Source organism: Pseudomonas palmensis, assembly GCF_017848315.1.
Taxonomy (GTDB): domain Bacteria; phylum Pseudomonadota; class Gammaproteobacteria; order Pseudomonadales; family Pseudomonadaceae; genus Aquipseudomonas; species Aquipseudomonas palmensis.
On sequence record NZ_JAFKEC010000037.1, the window covers coordinates 12313 to 25204 of the forward strand.

General features: G+C 65.7%; 18 protein-coding genes. 9 read left to right on the forward strand and 9 right to left on the reverse strand.

The window, feature by feature from the left end:
* Positions 1–92: 92 nt before the first annotated feature.
* From JZZ72_RS18300 to JZZ72_RS18315, 4 genes are all read right to left on the reverse strand, one after another.
* Entirely contained in the window at positions 93–1004 is a 912-nt protein-coding gene (locus JZZ72_RS18300; RefSeq protein WP_043860420.1) for an SDR family oxidoreductase, read from the reverse strand.
* Between the two features lie 111 nt (positions 1005–1115).
* Positions 1116–2021, reverse strand: coding sequence for an alpha/beta fold hydrolase (locus JZZ72_RS18305; protein WP_043860421.1), 906 nt, complete (start codon positions 2019–2021; stop codon positions 1116–1118).
* Positions 2022–2213: 192 nt separating this feature from the next.
* Complete coding sequence (locus tag JZZ72_RS18310) at positions 2214–2900, reverse strand: LrgB family protein (protein ID WP_043860422.1); 687 nt, start codon at positions 2898–2900, stop codon at positions 2214–2216.
* On the reverse strand, positions 2890–3276 hold the full coding sequence (locus JZZ72_RS18315; protein ID WP_043860423.1) for a CidA/LrgA family protein: 387 nt from the start codon (positions 3274–3276) through the stop codon (positions 2890–2892). Before JZZ72_RS18315 ends, JZZ72_RS18310 begins: the two co-directional genes overlap by 11 nt.
* A gap of 96 nt (positions 3277–3372) precedes the next feature.
* Here JZZ72_RS18315 and JZZ72_RS18320 point away from each other — a divergent pair, with 96 nt between their 5' ends.
* Positions 3373–4260, forward strand: a complete 888-nt coding sequence (locus JZZ72_RS18320; protein WP_210014846.1) for a LysR family transcriptional regulator — start codon at positions 3373–3375, stop codon at positions 4258–4260.
* On the opposite strand, the gene JZZ72_RS18325 is transcribed toward JZZ72_RS18320, so the two are convergent.
* A complete protein-coding gene (locus tag JZZ72_RS18325; RefSeq protein WP_043860425.1) occupies positions 4261–4716 on the reverse strand; it encodes a flavodoxin in 456 nt (151 codons plus the stop codon).
* A gap of 150 nt (positions 4717–4866) precedes the next feature.
* On the opposite strand from JZZ72_RS18325, the gene JZZ72_RS18330 reads away from it, so the two are divergent.
* Both JZZ72_RS18330 and JZZ72_RS18335 read left to right on the forward strand, forming a co-directional pair.
* Positions 4867–5328, forward strand: coding sequence for a PAS domain-containing protein (locus JZZ72_RS18330; RefSeq protein ID WP_210014847.1), 462 nt, complete (start codon positions 4867–4869; stop codon positions 5326–5328).
* 70 nt (positions 5329–5398) lie between these two features.
* Entirely contained in the window at positions 5399–6007 is a 609-nt protein-coding gene (locus JZZ72_RS18335; protein WP_043860427.1) for a hypothetical protein, read from the forward strand.
* 85 nt (positions 6008–6092) lie between these two features.
* Here the strand turns inward: JZZ72_RS18335 and JZZ72_RS18340 are convergent, their stop codons facing one another.
* Complete coding sequence (locus tag JZZ72_RS18340; protein WP_043860428.1) at positions 6093–7043, reverse strand: MerR family transcriptional regulator; 951 nt, start codon at positions 7041–7043, stop codon at positions 6093–6095.
* Positions 7044–7272: 229 nt separating this feature from the next.
* Between JZZ72_RS18340 and JZZ72_RS18345 the strand changes: the two genes are divergently transcribed.
* The 4 genes from JZZ72_RS18345 to JZZ72_RS18360 all read left to right on the forward strand — a co-directional run bounded on the left by JZZ72_RS18345 (position 7273) and on the right by JZZ72_RS18360 (position 9287).
* Complete coding sequence (locus tag JZZ72_RS18345) at positions 7273–7845, forward strand: antibiotic biosynthesis monooxygenase (RefSeq protein ID WP_043860429.1); 573 nt, start codon at positions 7273–7275, stop codon at positions 7843–7845.
* Positions 7846–7931: 86 nt separating this feature from the next.
* Positions 7932–8630, forward strand: a complete 699-nt coding sequence (folM, locus tag JZZ72_RS18350; RefSeq protein WP_054914885.1) for a dihydromonapterin reductase — start codon at positions 7932–7934, stop codon at positions 8628–8630.
* Between the two features lie 26 nt (positions 8631–8656).
* Positions 8657–8953 (forward strand): DUF1244 domain-containing protein, encoded by a 297-nt coding sequence (locus tag JZZ72_RS18355; RefSeq protein ID WP_043860431.1) that lies wholly within the window; start codon positions 8657–8659, stop codon positions 8951–8953.
* Entirely contained in the window at positions 8946–9287 is a 342-nt protein-coding gene (locus JZZ72_RS18360) for a HopJ type III effector protein (RefSeq protein WP_210014848.1), read from the forward strand. The genes JZZ72_RS18355 and JZZ72_RS18360 overlap by 8 nt, the downstream gene beginning before the upstream one ends.
* Before the next feature lie 42 nt (positions 9288–9329).
* On the opposite strand, the gene JZZ72_RS18365 is transcribed toward JZZ72_RS18360, so the two are convergent.
* The 3 genes from JZZ72_RS18365 to JZZ72_RS18375 all read right to left on the reverse strand — a co-directional run bounded on the left by JZZ72_RS18365 (position 9330) and on the right by JZZ72_RS18375 (position 11295).
* A complete protein-coding gene (locus JZZ72_RS18365; RefSeq protein WP_210014849.1) occupies positions 9330–10262 on the reverse strand; it encodes an alpha/beta hydrolase family protein in 933 nt (310 codons plus the stop codon).
* Positions 10263–10276: 14 nt separating this feature from the next.
* On the reverse strand, positions 10277–10417 hold the full coding sequence (locus JZZ72_RS18370; protein WP_116055232.1) for a nucleotidyltransferase family protein: 141 nt from the start codon (positions 10415–10417) through the stop codon (positions 10277–10279).
* Between the two features lie 89 nt (positions 10418–10506).
* Positions 10507–11295, reverse strand: coding sequence for an SDR family NAD(P)-dependent oxidoreductase (locus tag JZZ72_RS18375; RefSeq protein WP_210014850.1), 789 nt, complete (start codon positions 11293–11295; stop codon positions 10507–10509).
* A 138-nt stretch (positions 11296–11433) separates the two neighbouring features.
* Between JZZ72_RS18375 and JZZ72_RS18380 the strand changes: the two genes are divergently transcribed.
* Together JZZ72_RS18380 and JZZ72_RS18385 are read left to right on the forward strand one after the other, a co-directional pair.
* Positions 11434–12003: a TetR/AcrR family transcriptional regulator gene (locus JZZ72_RS18380; RefSeq protein WP_210014851.1), complete on the forward strand. Its 570-nt coding sequence runs from the start codon at positions 11434–11436 to the stop codon at positions 12001–12003.
* Between the two features lie 109 nt (positions 12004–12112).
* Positions 12113–12886: a ParA family protein gene (locus JZZ72_RS18385; protein WP_043860436.1), complete on the forward strand. Its 774-nt coding sequence runs from the start codon at positions 12113–12115 to the stop codon at positions 12884–12886.
* Positions 12887–12892 lie beyond the last annotated feature (6 nt).

The window sequence follows — 12892 nt, forward strand, 5'->3', positions numbered from 1 at the left end:
CAGGTTCACCGACGTTGATTTTGAAGCTCCTTGATCTACGTCTTGCTTGGCCGCTGCTTTTGCAGCGGCCTTTTTTATTTGTGCTGCCCGGTTCAGCCTGCGTGCCTGTGCAGATTGGCCATCATCTGCTGCAACGCCTCGAGGCTGTCCTGCGGGTGCACCGCGCCCTCGAAATCGCCGATGGCATCCCAACTTGCGGCGATGTCTTCCACGCTCATGCCCTGGCGCGGGTCGAAGCCCACCCCCAGGCTGCGTTCCCAGCGCACCTTGCCCACCCAGCCGCCACCGACCTCGTACAGCCCGCCGGTGTCCTGGCAGCGATCACTGCCCAGGTACACCACCAGCGGGCTGATCAGCTCGGGCTTGAGCTGTTCGAACACCTGCGGCGGAATCAGCCCCTCGGTCATGCGCGTGCCACCGGTGGGGGCGATGGCATTGACCAGGATGCCGTGCTTGCGCCCCTCGAGCGCCAGGGTGCGGGTCAGCCCGTACAGGCCCAGCTTGGCCATGCCGTAGTTGGCCTGGCCGAAATTGCCATAGATGCCCGAGGTGGACGAGGTGAAGATCACCCGCCCCGCGTTCTGCTCGCGCAGGTGCGGCCAGGCGGCGCGGGTGAGTTTGTAGGCACCCTCCACATGCACGCGGTACACCTGGTCCCAGTCGCTGTCCTCCATCTTGTGAAAGGTCTTGTCCCGCAGGATGCCGGCGTTGTTGACCAGCACATCCACGCGGCCGAAGGTGTCCAGCGCCTGCTGGACGATACGCTCGCCATCGGTGACCGAGTCATGGCTGGCCACCGCCGTGCCGCCCGCCTCGCGAATCTCGGCCACCACACGGTCGGCCGCCGATGCGCTGGCGCCTTCACCATGGGTGGAGCCTCCCAGGTCGTTGACCACCACGCGGGCACCATGACGGGCGAACAGCAGCGCATGGGCACGCCCGAGGCCCCCGCCAGCGCCGGTCACAATCACTACTTTTTCATCCAGGCGAATCGACTCGGTCATCTCGGCACTCCGTTAACTGCAAGGAATATGGCAGCCAGTGTCAGCCAGCGCCCGGCCCCGGACAATCAACCGGGCGGACGCTGAATGGCAGGCAATAAGGCAGCGGGATGATCAGGACCAGGCGACCTTGTGCGCCAGGCTTGGCAGGGGTTGCTGCCGAAATGCCAGGTAGTGGCGCAGCACCTGTACCGGTGCCTCGGTGTGCGGATAATGGCCGATGCCCTGCAGGGTCACGGTGTCGGGTTGGGGCACCAGTTCGCAGTAGCGCGCCACCACATGCGCACCCGATACCGGGTCGGCGGCGCCATTGATAAGGCGCAGCGGTACGCCTGACTGCTGCAAGGCCGCCACCCAGCGCTCGCGCCAGGTGACGCGCTCGGGTACATAGGCTGCCAGCTTGTGCAGGATGCGATTGCCGCGGTTGGAGGCGATCAGGCTCCAGCAGTCATCCAGCACGCTTTCACTGGGGCGTGTGCTGCGGCCATAGAGGTGGGTGACATTCCTGACCAGGTCGTCGCGCCCGAACGAGCGCGCCACCAGCCAGCCAAGCCGGCTGAGCAGGAGCTTGTGCACCAGCAACGCACGGTGGCACTCCGGGAACAGGCCGGCGTTGAGAAACGCGCAACTGGCCACCTGGGCCGCCCCCTCGTGGTGACGGGCGAGCAGTTCCTGGGCCACCGTGGCGCCATAGTCATGGGCCAGCAGGTGCACCGGCTCCTGAACCTGCAGGTGTTCGAGCAGGGCCTGCTGTACGTCTGCCTGTTCCAGCAGGCTGTAGGTGTGGTGCAACGGCTTGGACGAGTCACCGAAGCCGAGCATGTCGCAGGCGATCACGCGAAAGCGCTGGGCCAGGGGTTGCCACAGGTAGTGCCAGTCCCAGCTGGCGGTGGGGAAGCCGTGCAGCAGAAGCAGGGGCTCGCCCTGCCCTGCGCTCCAGTAGCGAATCGATTGCTGGCGAAACGTGAAACTGCGACCACGGGTACGCCAGACACTCAAGGGAATCTCGGCGAGGGGCATCACGCAGGTCCTGGTTCGGGGCTGCAACTTCCTGGGGGCAGCGCGTTGTCGGGCAAAGGGTTGGCGGCGGTCATTGCAATCACCTCGGCACATGGGTGTGCTCTGCTGCCGGTCAGTCTAGAGGCGCTATTCGATGGCGGGTGTTGCATTGCCAGCCAGCTTATTGGCCCATCGGGTCAGGGCAGTAAATAGTTACAGCAGGTGACGTAACAGTGGCGCCATGAACAGGTTGAAAATGCCCGTCAGCACCATCACCAGCCCCGCCACAGAGCCCTCTTCGCCGCCCACCTCATGGGCTCGGCTGACCCCGGCACCATGCGCCCCCACCCCGAACAGCGCCCCGCGTGCCAGCGGCGTGCGCAAGGGCAGGTACTTGAGCAGTACCCCGCCCATCAGGGCACCGAGCACCCCGGTGAACATCACGAACACCGCGGTGAGTTCCGGCACACCGCCCAGGTCGTGGGCCAGCGGCATGGCAAAGGGTGTGGTGATCGAGCGTGGCAGCAGCGACAGGCTCACCTGATTGTCCAGCGACAACGCATGGGCCAGGGCCCACGAACTACCGATGGACGCCGCACTGCCCACCAGCATGCCCAGCGACAGGGCCGGCCAGTGGCGTGCCAGCAGCGCCCGCTGCTGCCAGATAGGCACCGCAAAGGCCACGGTGACCGGGCCCAGCACCGACATCAGCCAGTGGGTGTTGCGCGCATACTCGGCGTAACCGGTGTGCAATGGCACCGCCACCGCCAGCAGCACCACCGGGACCAGGATCAGCGGCGACAGCAGGTAGCGCCCGGTACGTCGGTACAGCCAGCGGCTGCCCAGGTAGGCCAGCAGAGTCAGCGCCAGCCAGAACAGCGACATCGGCTCAAGCGTCATGGCGCAGCCTCCAGCGGCACGCCCACTCCACCGTGAAGGCAGTGGCGAGCATCACCAGCAGCGTGCTTGCACCGATCACCAGCAGAATGCGCCAGCCTTCGCTGCGCAGTAGCGGGCCGTAGTCGAGCAGGCTCATCAGCGCCGGAATGAAGAACAGCAGCATCTCTGCCATCAGCAGGGTGGCGCCGGTCTGCAGGGTGGCCGGCTTGACCCGCCCGGTGGCGAACACCAGCAGCAACAGCGCCATGCCCACCACACCGCCCGGGATCGGCCAGTGCAGCCAGGCCGACAGCTGGCAACCGAGCAGGTACAGCACCAGCAGCACGCCCAGTTCGGCGAGCAGGCGCGAAAATTTCTTGAATGAAACGGCAGTCATCGAAGGGGTCCTCTGAGGTCTGCAGTTTAAAATCCCGCTGCCCATGCAAAAAGCGAATTGTTAGACTGGCCTCCATTCCATAATGGAATTCAGGCAATGGAATTCAAGCAACTACGCAGTTTTGTCGAAGTGGTTCATCGCGGCGGCTTCACCCAGGCCGCGCAAACCCTGCATATCAGCCAGTCGGCCGTGAGCAAGCAGGTGGCGCAGCTGGAGCACGACCTGGGCATGGCCCTGCTCGATCGCCATGGCTCGCAGTTGCACCTGACCGATGCCGGCAAGATCGTGCTGGCCCGCGGCGAGGCCATGCTGCGGCTGCGCCAGGAACTGCACAACGAACTCGACGACCTTGGCCAGCTGGCGCGGGGCGAGTTGCGCCTGGGGCTGCCGCTGCTGGGCAGCGACGCGCTGTTTGCCGGGTTGTTCGCCGAGTACCGGCGGCGCTACCCGAACATCACCGTGCAACTGCTCGAAGGCGGCAGCCTGAACGTGGAGCACGCCGTGCGCAGCGGCGAGCTGGAGCTGGGCGGCAGCCTCACGCCCACCACACCGGGCTTCGAGTGCCAGCCCTTCTGCAACGAACCGCTGGATGCACTGCTGCCAGTAGCCCACCCACTGGCAACTGCCGCCAGCATCAACCTGGGGCAACTGGCCGACACGCCGTTTCTGCTGTACCAGCGCAGCTTCGTGCTCAATGATCGCCTGCTGGCGGCCTGCCAGGCCTATGGCTTTACCCCGAAGGAAGGCGGACGCAGCGGCCAGGCGGATTTTCTGGCGGCACTGGTGGCGGCAGGCCAGGGCGTTGTGTTGCTGCCACGGGTGGTGGCGCGGGGCCTGGAACGGCCGGGGGTGGTGCGTGTGACCTTGAGCGAGCCCAGCGACCTGCGCTGGGACATCGCCTTCATCTGGCGCCAGGGCGCCTACCTGTCACGGGCGGCGCAGGCCTGGCTGGCGCTGCTGCGCGAGCGCCCGCAACCGCTGTGATCAGCCGCGCAGCCTGGCGATGAACTCGGCCAGCCAGGGCTCGGCGTCGGTTTCGGGAGTGACGGTTTCACTGGCGTCCAGACGCAGCATCGGCTGCACTTCGTCGAGGCCCAGTTCGGCGAACAGCTCGCGCAATTGCTCGCCGCCGCCGCAGTAGGTGTCGCCATAGCAGGAGTCGCCCAGGCCGATCACCGCACCGGGCAAGCCGCGCCAGGCACCTGGCAGCACATCGCGGATCTCGCTGTACAGCGGCACCAGGTTGTCGGGCAGCTCGCCCATGCCGGTGGTGGACGTGATCGCCAGAAAGGCCTGCGGGGCAAAGCCCTGAACGTCCTGCAGGTTGGCACGGTTGGCCAGCAGGGTCTCGAAACCCGCCGCCTGGAGCAGCGAGGCGGCATGGCGTGCAACTTCCTCGGCAGTGCCGTAGACCGAGCCGGAAAGAATGGCAACTTTCATAACTAATCCCGAAGCTGAGTAAAAGCGTAGGATACTACCACCTGATGCGGGTACCGGACGCTGGCAATTGGCCCGCATGCAGATGCCGACCGCTCGGCAATCCACTAGAATCCTTCGCCTGGGTGCCCCTTTCACATTCGGTTCGACACGATGATCAACGCCAAGCTGCTGCAACGCATGATTGATGCCTCCAACGACGGGATCGTGGTAGCCGAACAGGAAGGCGACGACGACACCATCCTGATCTATGTGAACCCGGCCTTCGAACGCCTGACCGGCTACGCGGCCAACGACATTCTGTACCGCGACTGCCGCTTCCTGCAGGGCGAGCCGCGCGACGCTGCGGCCCGGGCACGCATCCGCGACGCCATCCGCAGCGGCCAGCCATGCCGGGAAGTGCTGCTCAACTACCGCAAGGACGGCACGCCGTTCTGGAACGAGCTGTCGATCACCCCGGTGTTCAACGAGGCCGACCAGCTCAAGTACTTCATCGGTATCCAGAAGGACGTGAGCCGCCAGGTGGCCGCCGAGCAGCGGGTGCTGGAACTGGAGCAGGAACTGGCCCGGGCGTACGCCCTGCTCGACGCGCAGAAACCCGACGGACGGTCTTAACAAAGCCAGCGAATCGTTGTCCATCACCCCACGAAGAAATGATTCCCGATTGAAATTGCCGAGTTCGCCCATGCAATCAGATGCCCTCCTGACCCAGGATGAGCTGGATTTCATTCAGACCATGCACCGTTCGCCACAGCTGAACCTGACGGACGTCACCTCCAGCCTGCGCCTTGATGGCGGCAGCGAGGTGCAGCAGCTGTTGACCCGGCTGGTGGCCCAGGAGCAGGTGACCCTGCAGGCGAATTTCGAGAACCAGCAGATGAGCTTTCCGCTGCAGCTGGTGGAAGACGAGTTCCATGCGGTGAGCCTGCAACTGGGCGCACCGAGCATCTATGAAGACGGGCCGATGATGCGCCCCTGGCGCCTCACGCTGGAGCCGCCGGTTGCGCTGGACGACGAGCTGGGCCTGAGCACCGACCTCAAGGTGTGCGAGATGTCGTTTCGCGGTGTGCTGGTGCAGGTACCGCGCAATCGCAAGCCGCCCAAGACCTTCAACCTGTGGTTCAGCCCCGAGGCCGACGCGCCGATCAACCTGCAGGGCACCTTGCAGCGCAAGACAGCCGACGGGCTGGCGGCGTATCGGCTGAGCCAGCACCAACCCCAAGAGATCGAGCGGTTGCGCCAGTACATCCTGCGCCAGCACCGGTTGGCGCATCCCGAATTGCATCCGGATTAACACCGCATCGCGGCTTTCGCCGGCAAGGCCGGCCCCTGCAGGGTTGCAACTGCCTGCAGGAGCCGGCCTTGCCGGCGAAGGGGTTTCAGGTATCCAGGTGCTCTGCCAGGTACTGCTGCAGGCGCCGACGCATCAAGCGCCCCTCACTGCCCAGGCACGCCACCTGCGAGCGCATCAGCGCATCCTGGGCCAGCTCCGCCGCCTCCCCCGCGAACAGCAACGGGCAATCCAGGCCCTGGGCCAGGCGCATCAAGCGCTTGGGCAGCTCGGCCGTCGGTGAATGGTTGGAGAACAGCACCAGTGCCTGCGGCGCCATGCGCTCGCACACCAGGCTCAGTTCCTCCAGCGGCTGCCCCACGGCCAACACCCTGATCACCACCTCGCTGCTGCCCAGCATCAGGGCCGCCACCAGCAACTCAAGCTCGCGGCAGTGCCCCGGCATCGCCGCCAGCACCACGCTTACCTCCTGCTGTTCGCGGGCCAGTTGCAGGCGCTGCAAGGCCCGGGCACGCAGGAAGCCATCGAGAAACAGCCACTCGCTTTGCGCACCGAATGCCTCGCCGGCCGCGCACAGGTCGTGCCATACCGGCATCAGGATGTCCTGGAACACCACCACCAGCGGATAGCTGGCGAAGACCTGCCCGTACACCTGCTCCAGGCGCCTCTCGTCGAATGCCTTGACGGCCTGGCGCAGTTGCACCTGCCACTGCTTCCAGTCCGCCTGGGTGCCGGGCGCCTGGGCCGAGGGGGCCTGCTGCTGGGTCGCCTGGTTGCGCGCAAGGATCTTGCCGACCTTGCTCACCGCCACGCCGCGCTCGATCCAGCCCAGAATGCTGCGCACGTCATCGATGTCGGCCTGGGAATACAGGCGGTGCCCACTTTCGGTGCGCACCGGCTGGATCAGCCCATAACGGCGCTCCCAGGCACGCAGGGTGACCGGGTTGATGCCGGTCAGGCGCGCCACTTCACGGATGGGGAAAAGCTCCTCCTGGCGGTGGGGAGCATCAGGGAGGGAAGCCGAATCAGGCTCGATCATCGCCGTAAAGACCGTGATTGCGTAGTGAAAGGCAATTCTACTCCCCTTGTACCAGCCCGCCGCAAGCACCATGCGCCGGGCAGCCGACACATCAGCACTGACGAGTCAGCTTATTTGCGGAATAATCCTTGCTTGTTCCCACACGAACACTCGAACGCCACCCACCACCCCGGGCAGCGTTGCATGGCCGTGGCTACCCGCCGCGCCGGTTTTTACCAGGAGATACACGATGTCTACCCCTCCGGTTACCTTGATGGTGGCGCGCCGCGTTGCCGAGGGTCGCTACGAAGACCTGATCGCCTGGCTGCGCGAAGGCGAACAGCTGGCTACCGACTTTCCCGGCTACCTGGGTTCCGGCGTACTGGCCCCGCCGCCAAACGACGACGAATTCCAGATCATCTTCCGCTTCGCCGACGAGAAAACCCTGCATGCCTGGGAGTTTTCCGCCTCGCGCAGCGCCTGGCTGGCCCGCGGCAACGGCCTGTTCCAGCAGCCCCACGAGCACCGGGTCAGCGGCATCGACGGCTGGTTCGGCCCGGCCCTGGCACAACGTCCACCGCGCTGGAAACAGGCCGTGGCCATCTGGCTGGCGTTCTTTCCGGTGTCGCTGGCCTTCAACCTGCTGTTCGGCCACTGGCTGGGCGAGCTCGGCCTGGTGCCACGGGTACTGCTGAGCACCCTGGCCCTGACCCCGCTGATGGTCTACCTGTTCATCCCGCTGTCGACCCACCTGCTGGCCAGCTGGCTGCACCCCAAGCCTGCCCCGCAGAGCGTTGCCGCGCCGCCCGTGGGCACCCGCTGACGCAGCGCCCCGGGGCGTGCAACGGCGGCGAGTTCGGGTATGCTGGGGCCTACCCAAGCGAATATCTGAAGTTGACCGCCCATTACATGAACAGCCCAATTCTTGTTACCGGGGCCAGCCAGCGAGTCGGGCTCGCGCTGGCCATCAAACTGGCGCAGGCCGGCCACACGGTCGTCAGCGCCAGCCGCAGCATCAGCGCGCAGGCGCCCCACCCGAACATCGTGCAGTTCCAGGCCGACCTGTGCCTGGAGCAGGACCGCCTGGCCCTGATCGACCACCTGCGCAGCCGCTATGACGGCCTGCGGGCGATCATCCACAACGCCTCGCTGTGGCTCGACGATGACCTGGCCAACCTGAACACCATGTTCAAGTTGCACGTGGAAGCGCCGTACCACCTGAACCTGGCACTGGGTGAGCAACTGCTCAAGCTGGACAAGTCGGACATCATCCACATCTGCGACGAAACCTCCTCGCGCGGCAGCAAGAGCCATATCGGCTATGCCGCCACCAAGGCGGCGTTGCAGAACATGGTGCTGTCGTTCGCCGAGAAGTACGCCCCCAGCGTGCGCGTCAACGCCATCCTGCCCGGCCTGCTGATCTTCAAGGAAGACGGCGACGAGCAGTACCGCCAGCAGGCGCTGAAGAAGGCCCTGCTTGAATTCGAACCCGGTGCCCAGCCGCTGATCGAGGCCGTGATGTTTTTGCTCGACAGCCAGTACAGCACCGGCAGCAACGTGGTCATCAACGGTGGCCGCCATTTGAAGAACCGCATCGCGGCCGGATGAGCCGCTGCACCGTGAAGGGAACCCCCATGGACCCGCAACAGCAACTCGAACTCGAAGCGGCGGCCTTCCGCCGCCTGGTAGCGCACCTGCGCGAGCGCACCGATGTGCAGAACATCGACCTGATGAACCTGTCCGGCTTCTGCCGCAACTGCCTGTCCAAGTGGTACAAGGCCGCCGCCGACGAGCGCCAGATCGACCTGAGCCTGGATGACGCCCGCGAAGTGGTCTACGGCATGCCCTACGCCGAGTGGAAAACCCAATACCAGAAAGAAGCCAGCGCCGAACAGCAAGCGGCGTTCGCCAAAGGAAAACCCCATGACTGACCTGAACACCCTGCGCAGCCAACTCGACAGTGGCGAACATGTATTCGCCGACACGCTGGCGTTCATCGCCCAGGGCTACACCTACCAGCCACAGGCCTTCACCAATGGCGGTGTGGAAAACGCCGCCGGGCAGAACGAAGGGTCGTGCAAGACCCTGGGCCTGGCACTGCTCGAAGGCCTGAGCGAGCAGCACGCGCTGCTGGCGTTCGGCGAGCACTACCGCTCGGTGCTGGCCACCCCCGAGGGCAGCGACCACGCCAATATCCGTGCGCTGATGCAGCACGGCCTGGCCGGCGTGACGTTCGCCGGCGCGCCGCTGCAACGCAAGGGCTGACGCCACACCGCTGCACAAGAACGGCCCGCCTGGGCCGTTTTTTCATGCCTGGGGTTCGATCACCTGCCCGGGCACCTGCGCCGGCAGTTGTGCACTGCGCAGCCAGCCCAGGGCTATGGGCCACAGCTGCGCCTGAAAGCGGCTGTGAAAGAACGCGAAATGACCGACCCCCTTGGCATCGACCTGCTGCGCGGCGATGCGCAGGTGCGTGCACGCGCTGGCGGTAAAGTAGCCCAGCAGGCGCTCGATGGCCGGCACCGTACCGAACGGGTCGTCGGTCAGGCTGATCGCCAGGATACTGGCCTGCACCTGACCAAAGCCCAACGCCCCCAGCGCGCGACCGCTGGGCCGCTGTTCATAGGTAGCGGCGGGTGTCACCCAGTCGCGCACCACGCCGGCCGGGGTGTCCTCCATCCAGCCCAGGCGCTTGCCGGGAAAGTAGCCGAACACGCGGGTCAGCAGCGGCATTGCAAAGTGCCATTTGCACAGCAGTTGCCAGCGGCTGCCCGGGGCATAGTCACGCCAGTAGGCGAACTGCGCGCCCACCGTGACCACCCGCCGGATGCTCGCCGCCGACGCCGCCAGGCCCAGCGCGCAACCGCCGAAACTGTGCCCGACCACATCGATGGGCTGCCCAGGGAACTCGCGCCGGGCGCGCTGGAGCATCGCCTCGAAATCCAGCCGGCCCCAGTCCGACCAGCTGGCCTGAAAACCCCGCAAGGCGGCAGGGCGCGATTCGCCGATGCCGCGGTAGTCGTAGGTGATCACGTCGGCGCCATGGGCGAACAGGTAGTCGGCAAAACGCGAATAGAAACGGCAGCGCACCGAGGTGGCGGCGTTGATGATGACCACCGCCCGCGTGGGGTCCGCCGTGCCATGGCGCCAGGTGAAGCCGCCCAGGGTGAAGCCGTCTGCCGCCTCTTCGCGAAACGGCTGGGCAACGCTGGGCGCCTGGGTGGTGAGGGGTTGATTCATCGGTGCCGGCTCCTTCAGGGCCCTTCGCAGCGCAGCATCGGCCAGCGGGTGGGCCAGCCCTTGTGGGTGATGCGCGAGGCGTAGACCGTCTGTTTCTGGCTAACGTAACGCGCGGTGCGGCGCAGTACCAGCCCGAACAGGTCATCCAGCCCCAGGGGCGCAGCGACTTATCATTGTGGGTTCGCCCACCGGCAGGTTGCGCGGGCACTGGCGCCGATCATCGGCGCGCCGGCCCGCGCCCGCCTCAGGCAAGCTCGGTATAGCGCGCCGCCACTTCGGCCTGGCGGATGTCAGAGATCAGGGTGTGGCGGGCCGCCTGGAAGGCCGTCCAGCGGGCGTCGTCATGCAACGGCGGGATGGTCACCCCCTCGCGGCGATCGAACCCCACCAGCGCCGCATCCACCAGGTGGTCCACCTCCATCACCTGCGTCAGGGTGTTGATGTCGATGCCCGAGCGCTCCCAGATCTCGGTACGCGTGGCCGCAGGCAACACCGCCTGCACGTATACGCCGCTGGGCGAGAGCTCCAGGCTCAGCCCCTGCGACAGGAACTGCACGAACGCCTTGGTGGCGCCATACACCGTCATACCCAGCTCCGGTGCCAGCCCTACCACCGAGCCGATATTGACGATGGCCCCCTCCCCGGCCTGCGCCAACCGTGGCGCGATGGCATGGGCCAGACGCGCCAGCGCGAGGGTGTTGAGCGTGATGATGCGCGTGACGCTGTCGGCGCTCTGCTCGACGAAGGCCCCCGACTGCGCCGCCCCGGCGTTGTTGATGAGGACGCCGATGCGGGCATCTTCGCGCAGGCGGGTTTCGACCCTGGCAAGGTCTTGGGCCAGGGTGAGGTCGGCCTGCAACACCTCGACGGCCACGCCGTTAGCCTGGGCCAGGCGGCTGGCCAGCACGTCGAGGCGAGGCCTGTCGCGGGCTACCAGCACCAGGTCATGGCCACGACGGGCAAAACGCTCGGCGTAGGTAGCGCCGATACCGGAAGAAGCACCAGTGATGAGAACAGTGGCAAGGGTAGTCATGGGGTTGCGCTCTCGATGGGTGGGTAACGAGCCGCTATGATGATGACCATAATCTTAACCGTCAACGGTTTTGATGATGGTTGACATCAATGTATAGTGGGCACCTGACTGACGGCACACGTAGCGAGGAATCTGCACATGAGGGTCACCAAGGCACAGGCGCAGGCCAATCGCGCGCACATCGTCGAAACCGCGTCCGAACTGTTTCGCGAGCGCGGCTATGACGGGGTGGGCGTGGCAGACCTGATGGCGGCGGCAGGGTTTACCCACGGCGGCTTCTACAAGCACTTCGGCTCCAAGGCCGACCTGATGGCCGAGGCTGCTGCCTGCGGGCTGGCCAAGACTGCCAGCGCCGAAGAAGCGCTGGACGTGGCGCAATTTTTCCAGCGTTACCTGTCGCGCGAACACCGCGATGCACGCAGTACCGGCTGCACCATGGCCGCCCTGTGTGGCGACGCGGCGCGCCAGCCGGCCGCAATCAAGGCGACCTTTGCCGACGGCCTGGAGGGCCTGCTCAAGCGGGCCGAGCACACAGGTGCCGAAAACGGCGATCAAGACCCGCACACCGCACGCGCCAGGATGATCGAGCGCTTTGCCCAGGCGGTGGGCGCGATCATGCTGTCGCGCGCCTGCCCGGACGATGCGCCATTGGCCGACGAAATCATCGAGGTGTGCCGCAAGGCCATCGTTGCCCCGCTCGCCGACTGAGGTGCCCGCCCCGCAGTTGTCTTAAAACTGCAACCTTTTGGTCATAGTATGGAAGCTGTTCCCGCTGCAGCCCTGTTGCAGCGGGCCTTTGACAAGGACTCGAAACTCAATGCGCCGTGTCGTATTCAATCAGAAAGGGGGCGTGGGCAAGACCAGCATCGCCTGCAACCTTGCCGCCGTCAGCGCCACCGAAGGGTATCGGACGCTGCTGGTGGACCTCGACCCCCAGGCCAACACCACCCACTACCTCACCGGCCTGCTCGGCGACGCCATCCCGGCCGGCATCAGCGACTTCTTCAAGCAGACCCTCTCCAGCGCACCGGGCAGCAAGCGCGGGCGCGTGTGCATCACCCCCACCCGCTACGACAACCTCGACCTGGTGACCGCCAGCCCCGACCTGGCCGACCTGCAGCCCAAGCTGGAGAGCAAGTTCAAGATCAACAAGCTGCGCAAGCTGCTGGTTGAACTGTCCGAAGACTACGAGCGCATCTACATCGACACCCCGCCGTCGCTGAACTTCTACACCTTCAGCGCGCTGGTGGCCGCCGACCGCCTGCTGATTCCGTTCGATTGCGACAGCTTTTCGCGCCAGGCGCTGTACAGCGTGATCGAACAGGTGGAAGAACTGCGCCAGGACCACAACGAGTCACTGCAGGTGGAAGGCGTGGTGGCCAACCAGTTCGTCGCGCGCACCGCGCTGCACCAGAGCCTGGTTGATGAACTGCTGGCCGAGGGCCTGCCGGTGCTGCCGGTGTACCTGAGCAGCTCGGTGAAGATGCGCGAATCCCACGAGCTGTCGGTACCGCTGGTGCACATGGCACCGCGGCACAAGCTGTCGCGCGAATTCGTCGACCTGCTGGGGGCGCTGGAGCGGGCTGCCTGAGGGCTG